Source organism: Brevibacillus sp. NL20B1 (assembly GCF_018195675.1).
In the GTDB taxonomy this organism is placed as follows: Bacteria; Bacillota; Bacilli; order Brevibacillales; family Brevibacillaceae; genus Brevibacillus; species Brevibacillus aydinogluensis.
On record NZ_JAGTPT010000023.1, the window covers coordinates 34,989 to 55,391 of the forward strand.

A 20,403-nucleotide genomic window follows, 5' to 3' on the forward strand; every position below is an offset into this window, starting at 1 on the left:
AAGCAGGGGGCATTCCAGGTGCCCCCTTCGTTACGCCTTTTGAAACTCGACGATCACTTTGAACAGATCGCCGTCCAGCTCGATGGCCAGCCGCCCTCCCTGCAGTTCCATGATGCTTTTGGCGATGGCCAGTCCCAGACCGGAGCCCTCCGTGTGGCGCGATTGGTCGCCTCGTTTGAAGCGTTCAAACAGTTCGTCCGGGTCAAAATCAATCTCGTAGGCGGAGATGTTTTTCATCGTCAGCACGACGCTGTTCTCCTGTTCGGTCAGCGAAATGTAGACCCTGGTGTGGGGCAGCGCGTACTTCAGGACGTTGGTGATGAGATTTTCAAAGACTCGCCAGGTTTTTTTCCCGTCGGCCAGCGCGTGGATGTGCGGCTTTTCCGTCTGGACCCGGAACGTCAACGAGGATTCGGTAATGGCATCGTTAAACTCCGCCAGGGCCTGATTGAGCAGGGCGGCCACATTGACGCGCTCCATATGCAGCTCGACGGACCCGCTTGCCATTTTGGATGCTTCAAAGAGGTCGTCGATCAGCACCTTCAGCCTGTGGGTTTTGCGTTCCAGCACATCGATGTAGCTGCTGACCTCTTCCGGCGACAGATCGGGGCGTTTCAGCAGATTCACGTAGTTGATGATGGAAGTGAGCGGCGTTTTCAAATCGTGCGAAACGTTGCTGATCAGCTCCGTTTTGAGGCGCTCGCTCTTCATCTGACTTTCCAGGGCGTGGCGCAGTCCCAGCTTGATGTTGTTCAGGCAGCGGGCCAGATGGGCGAGATTCCCTTTGCCGCGCTCTGCGATGAGAGAATCCAGATTGCCGGCGGCCATTTCGTCCGCTCCCCGGAGAATGTTGTTCAGCAGGGCGACCCGGCTGAGGATGTACGGCAGCACGAATAGAAGGCACAGCAGCGTACAGCTTGCCCCCATCAAAAACAGCCGCTTCGATCCATAATAAAGGCTAGTCAGAACAAAACCCATGCCCGTCCCCAGGCCGATCGTCAGCACAAAGATGAGGCTGGCCTTGAAAAATACGGATCGATTGGCGAAGCTCTCAGCCAGTAGCGTGCGGAATTTGCGATACAAGCTGGACTCCCACTGCTGCCGAATGAGCGTGTGGTCGTTGATTAAACGCCATGCCTCGCTTGCGTTGATCCCCAGATAGGCGATGCATGCCGCCGTAAAGGAAAGCGTTGTCACATGTTTCAGGCCGATGGGAAAATAGAAGAACGATTCGTCCCTGACCCAGCTCAGTGTGACCAGCCCGACCGTGAGAACTGTCGCAACTCTTGCATCGAGGGGAACCCGCCGCAACAAGGAGGCGCATCTGTCGACAAGCGGGAAATCCCACGGACTGCGCTTCCGCAGATAAACGAAGAGTCCAACTGCCGTGATAACACTTACGACCAACAGGATACATTCGTTCAGCAGTCGCTCCCGTATGCCGAGCGCATAGGTGTAATCGTCTTGAAAACGTGAGTACCCCGCGGCTGCCTGGGGGATAATGAAATACCCTTCGAGATTGTTGGTGAGAAAGAATTCATTCGCCTGCTGTATCGACCAATTTTTCGGCGAAGCCAGCGGGAAATGAATCGAGTAAGCCGCCTTTTTTTGCAGGTCCCGGATGATGTTGAGGTCGGAGGAATGGTTGGTGTAGACTTTGCCCGTATTCCGATCGTTGATGTAGTATTTGATCGTGTCGCCTTGTGCGGCCAACGCGTTTTTCGCCTGTTCATATGCTCGATCCCGGGCCGCTTCCCATGACTTGATCTGCTCATCCATCTGCTGTTGAAGTTCCTGCTTCACTCGGGCCAGTTCCTGATCGCGCGCCTGCGCGAGTCTGCCGGCTTCGGCGTGATTGCCGCTGCGCTCTGCCTCCATGATGTCGGCTGCATATCGTTCTGCAATTTCCGCTTCTTTCTCCCGGAGATCGGCCGCAAACGTCTCGCGGATTTGCTCCGGCGTTTTGGTGCCCGCCTCTTCCGTTTCGATCAGATAGGGATCATTCTTCTCCTTGAAATGAACCATGATGGCCAGGTGAACGACCTCCGCCAGTTCCTGGTGAAAAGACGGGCTGCGAAAGTAGTAATCCTTGTCCAGGTATTCGCGGTGCCGAATCACATCTGCGGTCGCCAGCAAGGCCAGAGCCGACAGGTGGACAAGCAGGACCAGCGCGATGACCGGCCCGTATTTATTTTTCAATCTTGTAGCCAATGCCCCACACCACCTTGAGATATTGAGGTTCTTTCGGGTTGATCTCGATTTTTTCGCGAATTCTTCTCACGTGCACGGCTACCGTGTTATCCGCGTTCAGGCACGGCTCCTTCCACACTTTTTCGTAAATCTCTTCGATCGAAAAGACCCTGCCCCGATTCTCCATCAATAGCTCCATAATCTTGTATTCCGTAGGGGTAAGCCTTGTTTCCTCGCCGTCCACGTACACGGTTTTTTCCCGCTTGTTCAAGACGAGTCCCCGCACCCGGATTTCATCTTCACTGGCGATGTAGTTGCCCAGTTGGGTGTAACGCCGCAACTGCGATTTCACCCGGGCGACAAGCTCCAGCGGATTGAACGGTTTGGTCACGTAATCGTCGGCACCGACGGTCAGCCCCAGAATCTTGTCGGTGTCTTCCGATTTGGCCGACAGCATGATGATCGGGATGTTTTTGCTCTCCCGAATGGCAAACGTCGTTTTGATCCCGTCCATCTCCGGCATCATGATGTCCAGGATGATCAGATGAACCTCTTCCTGCTCCAAAACCGCCAGGGCCTCCTGCCCGTTTCCTGCTTTCAGCACACGGATGTCTTCGTTTTTCAGATAGATTTCGATTGCGTCCCGGATTTCCGCTTCGTCGTCCACGACCAGGACATTGTACGTTGGCATGATCATCACCCGTCTTGCTTGGTTAAATGTGTCGTGTACCTGAGCCACTTCTATCTTACCGAGAATGTTTTACAAATCACCTTGGGAAATCCTTACAAAATTCTTACGAAATGGTCCCGACCTTCCGCGTCGGCGGGGAGGCTGGCCTTCATTTTTCAATTTGTGTTAATCTTTTCGCATATTTTAACACGGAAAAAAGTAACAAAACATGTAGGGAGGGGAGAGCCCCTGCTTGACAGCCCGCAAAGCAAGATCGACAAGAGAAACTGACAAAACGGCTACAAGGGAGGAGAACGACAATGAAAAAATGGAAAAGCATGCTGATTGCAGGAACAGTGGCGGTTTCCCTGGCGGGAACGGGCTTGGCCGCTTATGTGACCGCCGCAGGTGCCCAACAGGCCCAACCGGCGGCGACCGTCGCGGATAGCGCCGCAAAGCAGGAAGCCAAGAAAAAATTCGAATCCCGGCTGGATGAAATCATCGCGAGAGGGTACATCCGCATCGGAACCACCGGAGATTACAAGCCGTTTACATATCTCAACCCGAAAACAGGCCAATACGAAGGGTACGACATCGACGCGATGAAAGAGTTCGCCAAAAGCCTGGGCGTGGAAGCCCGCTTTGTGCAAACTTCCTGGCCGACACTGATGAACGATCTGCTCGCCGACAAGTTTGACATTGCCGTGGGCGGCGTGACCCGCAACACCGACAGACAGAAAACTGCCCACTTGAGCGAGGGGTACGTGCAGTTCGGCAAAGTGCCGCTCATCCGCGCGGAAGACAAGGACAAGTACAAAACCATCGAGGACATCAACAAACCGAACGTCCGCATCGGCGTCAACCCGGGTGGAACCAACGAAAGTTTCGTGCGTGAATATCTGCCGAATGCAAATGTAACCGTGGTGCAAAACAACCTCGACATCCCGGGTCTGGTGGCCAACGGCACCTACGACGTCATGATCACCGACACCTTTGAAGCGATTGTGTACGCGAAAAACGATCCGCGTCTGTACGCCGCCCGCGTGAACGATCCGTTCACCAAAAGCGAAAAAGCTTACATGATCCGGCGCGGCGACTTCATCTTCGCCAGCTACCTGGACGTATGGCTCGACGAAATGAAGCTGCAGGGCAAATTTGACGAGCTGTACAAAAAATGGGTCGAGTAGCACCCGGCTCCCATTACCATGACACGAAGAAAAGAGGGCATGTTCCATCGCGAGGAACATGCCCACTTTTGTATGAAAAAACGGCCCGGATGATCGTGCCATCCGGGCCGTTTCTTTATCACATGCCTATGGTTATTGTTTTTTACCCACCAGCACCTCGATATCGACGGTCACATAGGAAATGCCTGCATGAAGCGCCTTTTCCAGATTTTCTTCCGCCGTGCCCCAGGAGAGGGGCGTCATGTGAATCAGGTGCGTCAGGCTTGTTTGATCCAGCCGTTTGCCGCAGCGAATGTGAAAGGTCTGAACCAGGGGGAAGTGCGACCGGAAATGGCTGACCACATGGTCGTTGGAATAGGCATGCCGGTCTGTCTGCTCGTAGAACAGCGCTCGCAATTCCTGGAGGTAGCCGGGGCCGGGAACCACCTTGATCAGGAGACCGTCATCGCGAAGCATCCGGGTAAATTCCGTATAGTTGGACGGGGAGAGGATGTTCAGGATGACGTCGAACTGCTTGTCCGCGAAGGGACTACGCGCCAGATCGGCCACGCACCAGATCAGGCCGGGATACTCCTTCGCAGCGAGATGTATCCCGTCTTTGGAAAGATCCATGCCGACCCCCACGATCGCTCGTTCCGCCGTCATACCCAGGCTTGTTGTCAAACCAGCCAGGTGGGAGCCTTCCCCGCACCCGACGTCCAGTATGCGGAGGGTGCGGGTGTCTTTGGTTTCACGGCTGACGATGTCCCGGATCTGCTCGATTACTTCGTCAAAGAAACCGTTTCGGCACATCGCCTGTCTGGATTCGAACACCGCTTTGCCGTATTTCGACGGTCTTGCCGTTCGTGACAGCAAGTGAATATATCCGTGTTTGGAGAGGTCAAAGCAGTGACGGTTCGTACAGATCAAACTGTTGGACTCGTTCATATTCATGCCGGCGCTGCACAGGGGACACCTGAACATCTCACTGTGCTGCCGAAAGAGGCGGGCGGCCTGCTCGATTTTTTTCATGTGGTCCACCCCGCTTTAGGTACCCTCGGCCAGCGGTGCGGGTCCACATAATGTCGCATGGCATCATACGTGAGGGCCCACTGCGTTTCATTCAACGAGCAGATCGGCTCGTTCCGATCGATTCCCAGATTTCTCGTCAAACGCGTGATTTGGGGAACCGTGAATATGCCGCTCAAGGCCTCGCGCACGGGCATGTACGGAGAGCGCAGGGCATGCAGGGCCAGCCCCATAAAGCGGCGATGTTCCCCGATCGCCACAGGCGGCCTGCTTTTTCTGCTGATCAGCAAAATGGCCGCATTCACCCGAGGCGGAGGTGAAAAATGAACGGAAGAAACGGTTTGCACGAAGGTGATATCAAACCACATGCGCCAACCCAGAATCCGCGGGTTGGTGATCGGATCAGCCGTAAACCGGCGAGCCGCCCCGTATTCGACGATCAGCACGGCACGTTGGAACGGCATTGCCGGCTGATCCATCAGTTTTCCGAGAATGGGAGTCGTAATGGAAAAGGGGATGTTGGAAACCACCACGAACGGCTCCCTGGGCAGCGTACACTTCAGCACATCGTTTTCAATGATCCGTATATGGTCGGCTTCACCGCATTTCTTCCGCAGCTTTTCTGCGAATGCCGGGTCGTTCTCAATTGCCAGTACCCGCAACCCTTCCTGTGCCAGCGGCATCGTAATGGCACCGGTTCCGGCGCCGATGTCCAGCACAAGGGAGTGCGGCTTGGTTTCAGCGAGCTGGATCATGCGGCGAACCAGTCGTTTGCTGCAAATCAAATGTTGGCCGGAACTGTTGGGACCGTATTTGCCTGTCCCTTGCGTTCCTCGGTTCCCGTTTTTTTGCGATATTCGGCTGTTTTTGGACACAAAAAAGCACCTCATTCATTCGTAATCGGGAATGAATAAAGGTACAGCACAAATAAACCCGACCCATTGTCAAATGTTGGCCGAGCCTACATGTTCTGTACCTTCCATTACCGAATCCGAATGAAATAGATGCCTGTGTAACGCAACATGTATGAGTGTCCTCCATCTTGGTTTTATCAGCCGCCAGGACAATTTGAATTATATCATTGCTTGAGTGTGCGGTTCAATCGTTGCCCGATTTTTCCGATACGGGCGGTCAGGGGGAAGCGCCACGGGAATCGCAACGCTCCCCGCATTTCGCCGGGCCTGGTCAGTTTTGACTGTACCCGTTTGCCCGGAATTCAGCCCTGCGTAAAAACTGGACGGCCCGGTCAGGGAAGTCGGTAAAGACGCCGTCGACATCGGCAGTAAAGTAGAACAGGTCGAGCAGTTCTTCAAAGCTGGCCGCAAAGGCGGGGATTTGCCCGTCGTCCAGGCGGAACGTGTAGGGATGCACCTCCAGTCCGGCGGCGTGGGCTTCTTTGACCAGATTGGTGATGTTCAGGCGATCCCGCGTTGAATCTTCCCGGATGACCATCGGCCACCACGGCCCGACGCCGTCCGCGTACTCGGCGATCTTCTTCATTGCCCCTGGTTGAAACATCCAGTCGTAATCATAAGGGACGGCCTTGCCGTTTTGATAAACCATCGTTTCGTTCCAGTCGTTCACGGCCATCAACTGCACCAGCTTTACGTCCATCTGCAGCTTGGGGAGGAGCTCGTCGTGAATGCGCTTGGTTTCATTCGGGTCAAAACACTGCACGTAGACCTTGTCGTCGCGGCTGTCGTATCCGTACGATTTCAGCACCTTCAGCACGGCGAGACTGATGTCCTTGCCTTCATGCCGGTGGAACCACGGGGCTTTGATTTCCGGGTAAATACCGACGTTTCTACCCGTGCTCTTGTTCAACCCCTGGATCAGCTCGATTTCTTCTTCCAGCGTACTGATCTGAAACGAGGATTTCCACATCGGAAAGCGCCCTTCGTAATTGGGAACCTGTGCACCGTTTTTGAGGTCGAAGCCTTCCGTCACACGCAGACGCTTGATTTCGTCCAGCGTAAAATCAATGACGTAATACCGTCCGTCCGCCCGCTTTCTGTCCGGATAGACCTCAGCCACGTTGGTCACCCTGTCCAGATAGTGGTCGTGCAGGATGACGAGCCTGTCATCCTTTGTCATGACGACGTCCTGTTCGATGTAATCAGCCCCCATGGCATATGCCATCGCCTTCGCTTCCAGCGTGTGCTCCGGCAGATAGCCGCTGGCGCCGCGATGGGCGATCACCAGCTTTTGTTCCTGGGCATGGCTGGTGCTGGTGTACCCCAGTCCGCAGCTCAACGTAAGAAGCAGCACGAGAGACGACAATACCTTTTTCATTCGCATTCCCCCTGTTTCAGTGTGTGTTGCCGGCAGCGGAGCATAAAAAAGATTCACATACTCCAACAAGCGTTTGACACGCAAGGGAATATTGTGAATCTCCGTCATCTCCGCCACAAATATTCAAAATATTTTGTTATTTAAAATATACAGGCGCAATCCTATGTTGTCAACCAGAAAATGCCAAGTCAGACTATTAACTTTTGTCAACAACTTAATGGACAAATGCCCACTTTCATTTTGTTGAGACCGGAATGTAAACGCTTTATATTTGTATTAGGAGTCGTACAATTAAATTTTGTCAACAATATAGAGAAAAAAGAAGGGGGATGCAGCAAGATGGAGAGCGGACTTCGCGTCTCTGTGCAGAAGTTTGGGCGTTTTTTAAGCGGCATGGTCATGCCCAACATTGGCGCGTTTATCGCCTGGGGCTTGATTACGGCGCTGTTTATTCCGACGGGCTGGCTGCCCAATGAACATATGGCCAAACTGGTTGGCCCGATGATTACCTATCTGCTGCCGCTGTTGATCGGTTACACGGGCGGCAAGATGATTCACGACGTGCGTGGTGGCGTCGTTGGTGCGGTCGCTACCATGGGTGTCGTCGTGGGTGCCGACATCCCGATGTTTCTGGGTGCCATGATCATGGGGCCGCTTGGCGGCTGGGTCATGAAAAAGCTGGACCAGTTGATCGAAGGGAAAGTGCGCTCCGGCTTTGAGATGCTGGTCAACAACTTCTCTGCCGGTATCGTCGGCGGGTTGTTGACGCTGCTGGCGTTCAACGCGATCGGGCCGGTCGTAGCCAGCTTGAGCAAAGCGCTTGCTTCCGGCGTACAAGCGATTGTGGATGCCGGACTGCTGCCCTTGGCCAGCATCCTGATCGAACCGGCCAAGATCCTGTTCCTGAACAACGCGATCAACCACGGCATTCTCAGCCCGATCGGACTGGATCAGGCGGCGAAGGCCGGACAGTCGATTTTCTTCCTGCTGGAGACCAACCCGGGACCGGGTCTTGGCATCCTGCTGGCCTACTGGCTGGTGGGCAGAGGCACGGCGAAACAATCGGCGCCCGGTGCGGCGATCATCCACTTCCTGGGCGGCATTCACGAGATTTACTTCCCGTACATCCTGATGAATCCGCGCCTGCTGCTGGCCGTCATTGGCGGCGGAATGACCGGTGTCTTTACCTTTACACTGTTAAACGCGGGCCTTGTGGCGCCGCCATCGCCGGGCAGCGTATTCGCACTGAGCGCCATGGCACCCAAGGGTGGGCTGCTGCCGGTCCTGACCGGGGTCGTCGCGGCAACCGTCGTCTCCTTCCTCATCGCAGCGTTCCTGCTGAAAATGGGCGGGCAAGCCGAGAGTGAAGAAGAGCTGGAAAAAGCGACGGAAAAAATGCATCAGCTCAAAGGCAAAAAGCAAGAGGAAGCTCAAGCCGACACGGCGGTGGCGGAGAAAAAAGAAATCAAGAAGGTCGTCTTTTCCTGCGATGCCGGCATGGGTTCCAGCGCGATGGGGGCAGCGTCCCTGCGCAAGAAGTTCAAAGATGCAGGCATCGACATCACTGTCATCAATACGGCGATCAACGACATCCCGGACGACGCAGACATTGTCATCACGCACAAATCGCTGACGGAACGGGCCAAGTTGAAGGCACCAAATGCAGAACACATTTCCATCGACAACTTCCTGAACAGTCCGGAGTACGAGAAATTGGTCAAACGTTTAGGGTAAACGGAATCAACGCTAGTGCAAACTAGCGTTTTCCGGCTTTTTACAAAAGGGGATGGAACGATGAGTGTTTCCTCGAGACAACGGACGATCCTCGAGATGCTGCTGCAGGGCGGACCGGGGCTCACCGTGGGCGCGATCGCCGAGCGGATCGGGGTCAGCGCCCGGACGATCCACCGGGAACTGGACGCTCTGGAAGAGACGGTCCGCGAGCACGGCCTGCAGCTGGTGAGGAAGTCGGGGTTGGGCGTGGAGCTGCAAGGTTCGCCGGAGCAAAAGGAAGCGCTGCGCCTGGCGCTGTTTGACCTGACGACGACCGAGTACACCGCGGAAGAGCGGAAAGTGATCATTTTGTGCACGCTGCTGGAGGCGACAGAGCCGGTCAAGCTGATCTCTCTTGCGCTCGACCTGAAAGTGACGACGGCCACGATCAGTCATGATCTGGACGATCTGGAGGACGTGCTGGACAAATACGGTCTGTCGCTGGTGCGCAAGCGGGGCTATGGCGTGGAAATCCGGGGCTCCGAGTCGGCCAAGCGGCAGGCGATCAGCCGGCTGATCCTGGACCATTTGAATGAACACGAACTGATCGGGCTGATCAAGGAAAACATCCAGAACAAATCGCTGCGCGACATCGACTCCATCTCGGAGCGCCTGTTGGGGCTCGTCGACAAGGAAAAGCTGATCAAGGTGGAAAACGCCTTGAAGCGCCTGGATGACGACCTGCCGTACCCACTGGCGGACAGCGCCTACATCGGTCTGGTGATTCACCTCGCGCTCGCCGTCGAGCGGATCGAAAAGGGAGAGAACATCCACTTTGACGAACACACCTTGCACGAATTGCAGGGCACGCCGGAGTATGAGGCAGCGCAGAGAATCATGGAGCGGATGACGCACATCTTCCAGATGGACATTCCTGCCGCAGAAATCGGGTACATCACCATGCATCTGAGGGGAGCCAAACTGCGCAGCTCCCATGAGGACATCTACTGGCCGGGAAATGTGGAGCTGATGGCCAAGACACAGCGGTTTATCCGGCTCTGCGAAGATCGGCTCCAGATTCCTCTGCGGTATGACTCCTCCCTGTTTCACGGTCTGCTGACGCACATGGAGCCGGCGCTGTACCGGCTCAAGCGCCAGATGGAAATCCGCAATCCGATACTGGAGCAGATCCGGGACAATTACCCGGAATTGTTCCAGGTTGTCCGGGAGGCAGTCTCGAAGGTGTTTCCCGAGCTGCATGTACCGGATGAAGAGATCGGTTATCTGGTGATGCACATTGGCGCGGCCGTGGAACGGACGTCACAGACGCATCGGCGCTATCGGGCGCTGGTCGTCTGCTCCAGCGGGATCGGCTCTTCCAAGATTCTGGCCACCCGGATCAAAAAAGAGATTCCGGAGATCGTCAGCCTGCAGAATCTTTCGTTGTTCGAGGTGGGGCGCATCCCCAAAAGTGAATATGACGTCATCATTTCCACCATCCCCTTGCCGATGGACCCAAGCGAGTACGTGGTGGTCAGCCCGCTGCTGCCAAAGGAGGACATCCAGAAGATCGCCTACCATCTGCACAACCTTAGTCGCTCGCGCGCATCGCGCGCCGCAGTGGCCGTTCGTGCGGACGGGGAAGGACCAAAGCAGCGCTTGAATGCGATGCACCAGTACGCCGGACATGCCGTTCAACTCCTCGACGGGTTTCAACTGCGGCGGCTGGAAGATCACAGCGATGACATCCGGGTGCTTCTGGATCAAATTTGCGGTGATTTGGTCCAGCTTGGCGTGATCCGGGAAGCCGAGCCGGTCGTCCGGCAGCTCCTGCAGCGGGAAAGACTGGGCGGTTTGGGCATTCCGGGCACGACGCTGGCGCTGTTTCACGGCAAATACGAACAGGTCGTCCGGCCGTCGTTTACCGTGCATGTGCTTTGCCAGCCGATCCTGCTGAAGGCGATGGACGAGCGGGAGATGCCGATCCATACCCTGCTGATGCTCCTGGGGCCAAGGGATGTGGCAAAAGAAGGGTTGGAAGTGCTGAGCGAGGTCAGCTCTCTTTTGATCGAGGACGAGATGATCGACGCGCTGGAAGCGGGCGACCGGCAGCGGATCGCCGACTGTCTGGCAGAAGGACTCTATCAGTTTTGTCGAAAAAAAACAGGAATGGAGAGAACGCAATCATGAGTATGGCAACCAAAGTAGTATCCAAAGAAAAAATCATGCTGAATGCAAAAGTGGCTGACAAGACGGAAGCCATCCGCCTGGCTGGCGAGCTGCTGGTGAAGGCGGGTCACGTCACGCCGGACTATGTGGACAAGATGCTCGAGCGGGAAGAGATTGTGACCACCTATATCGGAAGCGGCGTGGCCATCCCGCACGGCACCAACGAATCCAAAGAGTCCATTCGCTCGACCGGCATCTCCGTCGTGCAGATTCCGGACGGCGTCGATTTTGGGGAAGGAAACACGGCGTATCTGCTGATCGGGATTGCCGCAGTCGGTGACGAACACCTGGAGCTTCTGTCCAACATCGCGGTAATTTGCTCCGACGAGGCCAATGTCAACCGTGTTGTTCACGCGAAAACGGCAGAAGAGATTATCACGCTGTTTGAAGAGGGGATGTAATCATGCTGGCTGTTCATTTTGGAGCGGGGAACATCGGAAGAGGCTTTATCGGTCAACTGCTGCACCAGGCTGGGTACGAGGTCTGCTTCATTGATGTCAATCAGGAGCTGGTCGATGAGATCAACAGCCGCAAAGCGTACTCGGTGCAACTGGCGATGGAAGGAACACCGGTTTCCGTCGTGGAAGGTGTCCGCGCCATTCACGGCCAGGATACGGAGGCTGTCGCCGAGGCGATCGCAAAGGCCGATCTGGTCACCACGGCTGTGGGGCCCAATGTGCTGCCCCATATCGCTCCTGCCATCGCGGCGGGCATTACCCGGCGGATCGCACAATCCGATCGGCCGCTGAACGTCATCGCGTGCGAAAACATGATCGGCGGCAGTGAGCAGCTGAAAACCCACGTGTTCGCAAAGCTGGATGATATAGCCCGGGAAAAGGCACAGGAGCTGGTCGGCTTCCCCAACGCGGCCGTCGACCGCATCGTGCCGCTGCAAAAACACGAAGACAAGCTGCTGGTGACAGTGGAGCCGTTTTTCGAATGGGCTGTCGATCAATCGCGCATCATCGGGGACATCCCGCAAATCGAAGGTGTCACGTATGTAAATGACTTGACCCCCTACATTGAGAGAAAGTTGTATACTGTAAATACGGGGCATGCAGTAATTGCCTATCTGGGCTTTCAAATGGGGTATGCCGCCATTGATGAAGCGATTCGGGACGACGAGATTCTTCGCGCGACGCGGCAGGCCCTGCAGGAGACAGGAGCGCTTCTGGTCGCCAAACACGGCTTTGACAAGGGTCAGCATGAGGCGTACGTGGAAAAGATTCTTGGCCGTTTTGCCAACCCGTACATCACCGACCAGGTGACGCGCGTGGGACGTTCGCCCATTCGCAAACTGGCGCCGCAAGACCGGCTGGTTGGTCCGGCAATGCAGTGCTTCGATTACGGAATCGTGCCGGAGCACCTGGGGCTGGGGATCGCAGCCGCGCTGCTGTTTGATTTCCGGGAAGATCCCGAGGCGGTCCAATTGACGGAAGAGATCAAGCAGTTCGGACTGGAACACGTTCTCAAGACGTATACCGGCATTCGCGTGAATCACGCCCTCTTTTCCATCGTGATGAACCACGCCCGGGAGTTGCAGGCCAGAAGAAAGACAAACTAAGAGAGGAGGAGAGGGCAAGTGTCCAAAACAATTGTAGGCGTTGCCGCATCGTCCGGTGTGGCGATTGGCAAGGCGTTTGTGCTCACCAATTCCCACCTGCAAATCGAAACGGTCTCGATCGAGGACCCGTCGAGCGAAATCAAACGGTTGACGGATGCTCTGGAACAGGCGAAGGCAGAACTGCAGGAGATCAGCGAGCGCGCAGAAAGGGAAATGGGGCCGGACAAGGCGGCCATTTTCCAAGCCCATCTCCTGGTCCTGGAAGATCCAGAACTGGTGGAGACGGTGAAGGGAAAAATTGCTGCGGAAAAAGTAAATGCGGAGAGCGCGCTGCATGAGACGGCGCAGATGTTCATCGAGCTGTTTGAGCAGATGGACAACGAGTACATGAAAGAGCGGGCGGCGGATATTCGCGACGTGACCAAGCGAGTACTCAGCCATTTGCTGGGCGTGAAGTTTGCGGCGCCGAGCGATCTGGCGGAAGAGGTAATTATCGTGGCGGAGGACCTGACGCCGTCGGATACCGCCCAATTGGATCGCCGCTATGTCAAAGGCTTTGTCACGGACATCGGAGGCCGTACCTCCCACTCCGCCATCATGGCCCGCTCGTTGGAAATCCCTGCGGTGGTAGGGACGAAGGACGTAACCAAGGAAGCAGCAGCCGGGGTGACGATCATTCTGGACGGGCATGAAGGACTTGTCATCATCGACCCCACGCCGGAAGAGATCGAAACATACCGGAAGAAACAGGCTGAGTACGAGCGGCAAAAGAGCGAGCTGGCCAAACTGGTTCATACCGCTACCACCAGCCAGGACGGCGTTCACGTCGAGCTGGCCGCCAACATCGGCAGTGTGCAGGATCTGGCCGGTGCTCTGGAGAACGGAGCGGAAGGCGTCGGGCTGTTCCGCACGGAATTCCTCTACATGGGGCGGGATGATTTCCCGTCGGAGGACGAGCAGTTCCAGGCCTACAAGCAGGTGCTGGAGCAAATGGGTGAAAAGCCCGTCGTGATCCGCACCCTTGACATCGGCGGGGACAAGCATTTGTCCTACATGAACCTGCCGCAAGAGATGAACCCGTTCCTGGGATTCCGCGCCATTCGCCTCTGCCTGGAGCAGCAGGACCTGTTCCGGACACAGCTTCGCGCTCTGCTGCGGGCAAGCGCTTACGGCAATCTGAAAATCATGTTCCCGATGATTGCCACCCTGGAAGAGTTCCGGCAGGCCAAAGCGGTGCTGGAAGAAGAGAAACAAGCCCTGCTTGAAAAGGGCATCGCCGTATCGGAACAGCTGGAAGTGGGCATCATGATCGAGATTCCGGCGGCAGCGATGATCGCCGATCTGTTTGCCAAGGAAGTGGACTTTTTCAGCATCGGCACCAACGATCTGATTCAGTACACGATGGCGGCCGACCGGATGAACGAGCGCGTCTCCTACCTGTACCAGCCCTATCATCCCGCTGTGCTGCGCCTGATCCACCGCGTCATCCAGGCAGCTCATGCGGAAGGCAAGTGGGTCGGCATGTGCGGCGAAATGGCCGGCGATCCAGTGGCCATCCCGATTCTGCTGGGCATGGGACTGGACGAGTTCAGCATGAGCGCCGGCAGCATCCTGCCCGCACGCTATCAGATCAGCCGCTTGTCCAAGGAGGCAGCGGCGGCTTACACGGACACCATCTTGTCGATGAGCACGTCGCAAGAAGTGGAAGCATTTGTTCGCAAAACCTTTGCAGGAAACAGCATGTAAGGAAGGTGTACATTCATGATCGAAAAGAAAGTGGTCGTCGAGCTGCCGCACGGTCTGCACGCGAGACCGGCAGCCAATTTTGTGCGTCTGGCATCGTCCTTTGCCAGTGAGATCAAGATTGTCAAAAACGAAAAAACAGCCAACGGAAAAAGCATCATGGGCATTATGTCCATGGCGGTCGCCAAAGGCGAGGAAATTACGCTGATTGCCGACGGTGCCGACGAAGCGGAAGCTATCGCGGCTCTGGAGAAGGCGCTGAAGGAAGAGGCGTAACTGCATCTGCCGGTTACGGCCTAGCGAACACTCTGTCCGGTGAGGACAGGGTGTTCTTTTGTTGTCGTGGTGGGAGTAATTTCCTTGCCGCGACATATATGTTGGCAGGGTTTCATTTTGAAAGTTTTGTGATAAACTATCTTTTGTATTAACTTTTGATATATTCATATATTCAGGCTGTGGGGTGATTGGTCTAGTGTCGTTCCTTTTTGAATTATCAGAAAAAATGATTGCGGTAACAAACGATTTGCTCTGGTCCAAGATTTTGATCGCCTTGTTGATTGTGGTAGGCATCTATTTTACTTTACGTACAAAGTTTGTACAGTTCCGATTGGCGGGCGAAATGTTCCGTCTCCTCGGAGAAGGCGCAACGGACAAGAAAAAGGGGAGCATCTCGTCCTTTCAAGCATTCTGTATCAGCACCGCATCCCGGGTCGGGACCGGGAATCTCGCTGGTGTGGCCATGGCGATTTCCGTCGGCGGCCCCGGTGCGGTGTTCTGGATGTGGCTGATCGCCCTGATCGGTTCGGCGTCCGCCTTTGTGGAAAGCACGTTGGCGCAAATTTATAAAGTGAAAGATAAAGACGGCTTCCGCGGCGGCCCTGCCTACTACATGGAAAAAGGGCTGAAAAAGCGCTGGATGGGCATTCTGTTCGCCATACTGATCACGTTCTGCTTTGGTCTCGTCTTCAATGCCGTGCAGGCCAACACGATTTCGCAGGCGTTTCAGACGGCGTATGGCGTTCCTCCTGTCGTGATGGGGCTGATTCTGGCGGCCATTACGGGCTTCATCGTCTTTGGCGGTGTCAAGCGTGTGGCAAAAGTCGCCGAATTCCTCGTCCCGTTCATGGCGGGCGCGTACGTCCTGGTGGCGCTGTACGTGGTCGTGACCAACATCACCCAACTGCCGGGCGTTCTCCTCCTGATCGTCAAATCTGCGTTCGGCCTGGAACAGGTTGCCGGCGGCGGAATGGGCGCTGCGCTGATGCAGGGAATCAAGCGCGGTCTCTTCTCCAATGAGGCGGGGATGGGGAGCGCGGCCAATGCTGCGGCCACCGCTGATGTGACCCACCCGGCCAAACAAGGGCTGATTCAAGCGCTGGGCGTGTTTGTCGACACGCTGGTGGTTTGCAGCGCGACGGCGTTTATCGTGCTTCTGTCCGGCATGTACACGACAGAGGGGCTGGACGGCATCGCTCTGACGCAAGCGGCGCTCAGTACGCATGTGGGCGCATGGGCGAGTGTGTTTGTCGCTTTAATCGTATTCCTGTTTGCCTTCAGTTCGGTCATCGGCAACTACTATTACGGGGAGACCAACATCGAGTTCATCAAGACCGACAAAACCTGGTTGACACTCTACCGCCTGGCTGTGGTCGGCATGGTGATGTTTGGGGCCGTGGCGAAAATCAGCATCGTCTGGGATCTGGCCGACCTGTTTATGGCGTTCATGGCGCTGTTGAATCTCGTTGCGATCGCGTTGTTGGGAAAAGTCGCGTTCGCCGCATTGAACGATTATACGAAACAATTGAAGTCCGGTCAAAATCCGGTTTTCCGTGCCAGCAACATTCCTGGGCTGTCTGAGGTGGAATGCTGGCAGGAAGACAAGGCAAAGAACACGATGGCGTCGTAACAGCCGGATAAGTGAAAGAAAAAAGCGGGAGCAATCCCGCTTTTTTTATACATGCAGCGTCCTATTATACTTGATGAAATGAGCATCTGATAATGTTCGGATTTTGGTTGTCTGACGACTGTGTTTGTACATGTTATTCGCCTGTTTTTCGTGAAACACGAATAAAATTAACCGAAGTGGTTGACATGATTAACATCGTGCGTTATTATGCAAAGTGTTGTCAAACCGCATACGCATACATTTCGCACGATTCGTATATCCTCAATAATAGGGTTTGGGGGTCTCTACAAGGAACCGTAAATTCCTGGCTACGAATGGGTGTCATTGACATACCCGTTCGTCGGTCAGGATTTTTTTGTGCAGCGGTTCTGCGAACGGGATTCTTCAAGGGATTGTCCGATACGGAGGAGGTTGCGATCATGAACAAATACGATGTCATCATCGTAGGGGCGGGCCCTGCGGGAATTTTCGCCAGCTATGAGTTCACACTGAAGGCGCCGGGCGCCAAAGTGCTGTTGATTGATAAAGGGCACGACATCTACTCCAGGCGTTGCCCGATCCTGGAGGAAAAGATCAAGCTGTGTCCGCCGCCGGCCGGTAAAAAGGAGTACGCCGGCTGTCTGCCCGCCTGCTCCATTACCAGCGGATTTGGCGGAGCGGGTGCATACAGCGACGGGAAATTCAACATTACCACCGAGTTTGGCGGCTGGATGACCGATTACCTCAGTCCGTCCCAGGTGCTGGAACTGATCAAGTACGTGGACCAGATCAACCTGAAGCACGGGGCGACGACGACGATCACCGACCCGACCACGGAGACGATCAAGAGCATCGAGCAGCGCGCGTACGCTGCCGGGTTGAAACTGCTGCGTGCGCAGGTGCGCCATCTGGGCACGGAACAAAACCTGCAGATTCTGCAGTCCATCTACGAGTACCTGAACGAGCGAATCGACATGATGTTCAAGACGGAAGTAGAGGATATCCTGACGGTGAAGGAAGAGGACGGGTATCGCGTCACCGGCGTGGTATTGAAGAACGGGGACGAGTATCACAGCGACCACGTGATCATCGGACCGGGGCGGGACGGTTCCGCCTGGCTGACCAGCATCCTGAAAAAACGCCGCCTGAAAATGTACAACAACCAGGTGGACGTGGGCGTGCGCGTTGAGACGTCCGATGTGGTGATGCGGGAGATCAACGAGCATCTGTACGAGGGAAAATTCATCTTCAACACGTCGGTGGGGACGCGGGTCCGCACGTTTTGCAGCAACCCGTCCGGCCACGTGGTGGTGGAAAACCACAGCGGGGTGATGGCGGCCAACGGCCACTCCTACAAGGATCCGGCGCTCGGCTCCAACAACACCAACTTTGCGCTGCTGGTGTCCCACAAGTTTACCGAGCCGTTTGACAAACCGAACGAGTACGCCCGCGAAATCTGCAAACGGGCCAACGATCTGTCCAACGGCGGCGTCATCGTGCAAAAGTACGGGGACATCCTGCGCGGCAGACGCTCCACGGAAACGCGCATCAAGGAAGGTTTTCTGGAGCCGACCTTGAAAGAGGCGGTGCCGGGCGACCTCGGTCTGGTCCTGCCGTACAACACGATGAAAAGCCTGATCGAAATGGTGGAAGCACTGGACAAGGTAACGCCGGGGATCTCGTCGGAACACACGCTGTTCTACGGGGTGGAGGCGAAGTTTTACTCGGCCCGTCCCAAGCTGACGGTCGAATTTGAGACGGAAATCAAGGGGCTGTTCTGCGGCGGCGACGGCGCGGGCATCACCCGCGGATTGGCCCAGGCCGGTGCGGCCGGCGTGTGGATGGCCCGCAATATCATAAAGCGGCTGTCGTAATCCGTCTGCTGCCTGAGCATCGCAGCGCATTGAGCCTGCCTCGACAAAAACGAGGCAGGCTCTGTTCATTGGGGCCCCGATCAACAGCGGCCGGGGTTTCTCAGAAAAAGGAGTACCTACCTTGCCGTTACCTGCTTTATAATGGCTGGTAGTACACACGTATCGGGAGAAGGGAGGGCTCTTTTACGGAACAGAATCCCTCAACCATGGGCGAACTGCTGGAAGCTGTTTTCGAGAATGCGTATGAAGCCATAGTTGTGACGGATCCAGACGGGAAGATCCTTCTCATGAACCGAAGTTATCGTGAGTTTTTGGGCGTGGACAACGTGGTCGGCCGCCACGTCACCGAGGTGATCGAGAACACGCGGATGCACATCGTGGCGCAGCAGGGCAAGCCTGAAATTGCGGAAATTCATCGAATAAAAGGACAAAACATGATTGCCACCCGCATTCCGATCATGAAGGACGGGAAGGTCATCGCCGCGCTGGGCACCGTGATGTTTCAGGACGTGCAGGAATTGTCGGGATTGGCTGCGGTGGTGGATCAGCTGCGGGACGAGCTGAGTTACTACAAACGGGAGCTGCAGCGGCGGCTGGGGGCGATTTACCACTTTGACGAGATCGTGGAGCGCAGCCCCCGGATGAAAGAGCTGAAAGCTTTTTGCCAGAAGGTGGCGAAGAGCGATTCCACCGTGTTGATCACCGGGGAGAGCGGAACGGGGAAAGAGCTGTTTGCCCACGCCATTCACGCGGGGAGCCGGCGGAAAATGGGGCCGTTTATCCGGGTCAACTGCGCCGCAATTCCCGATACGCTGCTGGAGTCCGAACTGTTTGGATACGAAGAGGGCGCGTTCACCGGGGCGGCGCGCAAAGGGAAAAAAGGAAAGTTTGAATTGGCCAACCACGGCACGATTTTGCTGGACGAGATTGGCGACATGCCGCTGCCGCTGCAGGCAAAATTGCTGCGTGTGCTCCAGGAAAAAGAAGTGGAGCGGGTAGGCGGGGTCCGGCCGATTCCCATCGATGTGCGGGTAATCGCCTGCACCAATCAGGATTTGCCCAGCCGCATTCGCGAGGGGGCATTCCGGGTGGACCTGTACTATCGGCTAAACGTGGTGTCCCTGAACATTCCGCCGCTGCGGGAACGGCTGGAGGATCTGCCGGAGCTCGTTTCCACCCTGCTCAAGCAGATCGTCGAGACAACCGGCGTCCACGTGCGGGAGATTGACGATGCGGTGTGGGACGTGCTGCGCAGCCACTCCTGGCCGGGAAACGTGCGGGAACTGCGCAATGTCCTGGAGCGGGCGGTCCATCTGATGGATGGGGACGTGCTGAAAAAGGAGCACATCTGGCTGCCCGGATCGGGAAAGCCTCTCCCTGTTTCACCGGTTCGTCCCTTGAAGGAGACGTTAATCGCGGCGGAAAGGGAGGCGATCATGCGGGCGATGGAGGCGGCTTCCGGAAACAAGCTGGAAGCAGCGAGACTCCTCGGGATCAGCAAGTCCAGCTTCTATCAAAAATGGGAGAAATACAACCGGGACAAATTGGTGTAAGCGGTCCGGACAACGGATACGCACATCTGACGCCCGGCGGAACGATAAGGCAAATTAAAAAGCAGAGGTCGGGAACGCCTGTTTTCCGACACCTCTGCTTTTTTCTTATTTCTTGATGGCTTGTCCCTTTTTGATGTACTCCTCCCCCCATGCGCACAACTGATCCAGGACAGGCTTCAATGTCCACCCGAATTCATTCAGTTCATAGACCACTTTCGGCGGAACCTGGTTGTACACAATGCGGTTGATGACGCCATCTTCCTCCAGTTCGCGGAGCTGCTGAGTCAGCATTTTTTGCGTGATGGCAGGCATGGCTTTTTTCAGTTCGCTCGTGCGCATCGGCCCATGGGTCAAATGGCAGAGAATCACCGTTTTCCACTTGCCGCCGATGACTTCCAATGTCGCTTCTACCGGAATGTTGTACGTTTTTTCCGCCTTTTTCATGCGCTATCACCTCTCCTTGTATCAGCTCAGTTACAATTTGTTGCTTATATT

At 55.6% G+C, this 20,403-nt stretch carries 16 protein-coding genes and 1 riboswitch; of the genes, 10 read left to right on the top strand and 6 right to left on the bottom strand.

The genetic code is table 11. From position 1 onward, the window contains the following. Nucleotides 1–30 precede the first annotated feature (30 nt). The gene (locus KDN35_RS15150) at nt 31–2,211 is read right to left on the bottom strand and encodes a histidine kinase dimerization/phospho-acceptor domain-containing protein (protein ID WP_212133131.1); all 2,181 of its coding nucleotides are present in this window, start codon (nt 2,209–2,211) and stop codon (nt 31–33) included. After that, on the bottom strand, nt 2,189–2,881 hold the full coding sequence (locus KDN35_RS15155; RefSeq protein WP_212133132.1) for a response regulator transcription factor: 693 nt from the start codon (nt 2,879–2,881) through the stop codon (nt 2,189–2,191). Before KDN35_RS15155 ends, KDN35_RS15150 begins: the two co-directional genes overlap by 23 nt. A gap of 299 nt (nt 2,882–3,180) precedes the next feature. Between KDN35_RS15155 and KDN35_RS15160 the strand changes: the two genes are divergently transcribed. Next, nucleotides 3,181–4,047 carry a transporter substrate-binding domain-containing protein gene (locus tag KDN35_RS15160; RefSeq protein WP_171563970.1) on the top strand — a complete coding sequence of 289 codons (867 nt, stop codon included), beginning with the start codon at nt 3,181–3,183 and terminating at the stop codon, nt 4,045–4,047. 132 nt (nt 4,048–4,179) lie between these two features. Here the strand turns inward: KDN35_RS15160 and KDN35_RS15165 are convergent, their stop codons facing one another. The 3 genes from KDN35_RS15165 to glpQ all read right to left on the bottom strand — a co-directional run bounded on the left by KDN35_RS15165 (nt 4,180) and on the right by glpQ (nt 7,347). Next, a complete protein-coding gene (locus KDN35_RS15165) occupies nt 4,180–5,058 on the bottom strand; it encodes a putative RNA methyltransferase (RefSeq protein WP_212133133.1) in 879 nt (292 codons plus the stop codon). Continuing rightward, the gene (gene erm / locus KDN35_RS15170) at nt 5,055–5,945 is read right to left on the bottom strand and encodes a 23S ribosomal RNA methyltransferase Erm (protein WP_171563972.1); all 891 of its coding nucleotides are present in this window, start codon (nt 5,943–5,945) and stop codon (nt 5,055–5,057) included. Before erm ends, KDN35_RS15165 begins: the two co-directional genes overlap by 4 nt. Nucleotides 5,946–6,240: 295 nt before the next feature. Next, nucleotides 6,241–7,347: a glycerophosphodiester phosphodiesterase gene (gene glpQ, locus KDN35_RS15175; RefSeq protein WP_171563973.1), complete on the bottom strand. Its 1,107-nt coding sequence runs from the start codon at nt 7,345–7,347 to the stop codon at nt 6,241–6,243. A 339-nt stretch (nt 7,348–7,686) separates the two neighbouring features. On the opposite strand from glpQ, the gene KDN35_RS15180 reads away from it, so the two are divergent. The 9 genes from KDN35_RS15180 to KDN35_RS15220 all read left to right on the top strand — a co-directional run bounded on the left by KDN35_RS15180 (nt 7,687) and on the right by KDN35_RS15220 (nt 19,908). Next, on the top strand, nt 7,687–9,081 hold the full coding sequence (locus KDN35_RS15180) for a PTS mannitol transporter subunit IIBC (RefSeq protein WP_171563974.1): 1,395 nt from the start codon (nt 7,687–7,689) through the stop codon (nt 9,079–9,081). A 60-nt stretch (nt 9,082–9,141) separates the two neighbouring features. Beyond that, nucleotides 9,142–11,250, top strand: coding sequence for a BglG family transcription antiterminator (locus KDN35_RS15185; RefSeq protein ID WP_212133134.1), 2,109 nt, complete (start codon nt 9,142–9,144; stop codon nt 11,248–11,250). A 2-nt stretch (nt 11,251–11,252) separates the two neighbouring features. After that, complete coding sequence (locus KDN35_RS15190; protein ID WP_171564192.1) at nt 11,253–11,690, top strand: PTS mannitol transporter subunit IIA; 438 nt, start codon at nt 11,253–11,255, stop codon at nt 11,688–11,690. A gap of 2 nt (nt 11,691–11,692) precedes the next feature. Then, on the top strand, nt 11,693–12,853 hold the full coding sequence (locus tag KDN35_RS15195) for a mannitol-1-phosphate 5-dehydrogenase (RefSeq protein ID WP_171563976.1): 1,161 nt from the start codon (nt 11,693–11,695) through the stop codon (nt 12,851–12,853). Nucleotides 12,854–12,871: 18 nt separating this feature from the next. Further along, nucleotides 12,872–14,599: a phosphoenolpyruvate--protein phosphotransferase gene (gene ptsP / locus KDN35_RS15200; RefSeq protein ID WP_212133135.1), complete on the top strand. Its 1,728-nt coding sequence runs from the start codon at nt 12,872–12,874 to the stop codon at nt 14,597–14,599. Between the two features lie 15 nt (nt 14,600–14,614). Then, on the top strand, nt 14,615–14,872 hold the full coding sequence (locus tag KDN35_RS15205; protein ID WP_171563978.1) for an HPr family phosphocarrier protein: 258 nt from the start codon (nt 14,615–14,617) through the stop codon (nt 14,870–14,872). A 226-nt stretch (nt 14,873–15,098) separates the two neighbouring features. After that, nucleotides 15,099–16,502 (top strand): alanine/glycine:cation symporter family protein, encoded by a 1,404-nt coding sequence (locus tag KDN35_RS15210; RefSeq protein ID WP_171564193.1) that lies wholly within the window; start codon nt 15,099–15,101, stop codon nt 16,500–16,502. Between the two features lie 231 nt (nt 16,503–16,733). Continuing rightward, nucleotides 16,734–16,833, top strand: a riboswitch (purine riboswitch). A gap of 88 nt (nt 16,834–16,921) precedes the next feature. Beyond that, a complete protein-coding gene (locus KDN35_RS15215; protein ID WP_212133136.1) occupies nt 16,922–18,355 on the top strand; it encodes an NAD(P)/FAD-dependent oxidoreductase in 1,434 nt (477 codons plus the stop codon). A gap of 206 nt (nt 18,356–18,561) precedes the next feature. Then, complete coding sequence (locus KDN35_RS15220) at nt 18,562–19,908, top strand: sigma-54 interaction domain-containing protein (protein WP_212133137.1); 1,347 nt, start codon at nt 18,562–18,564, stop codon at nt 19,906–19,908. 105 nt (nt 19,909–20,013) lie between these two features. Here KDN35_RS15220 and KDN35_RS15225 read toward each other — a convergent pair whose 3' ends face one another. Further along, nucleotides 20,014–20,352: a winged helix-turn-helix transcriptional regulator gene (locus KDN35_RS15225; protein WP_171563985.1), complete on the bottom strand. Its 339-nt coding sequence runs from the start codon at nt 20,350–20,352 to the stop codon at nt 20,014–20,016. Nucleotides 20,353–20,403: the final 51 nt, after the last annotated feature.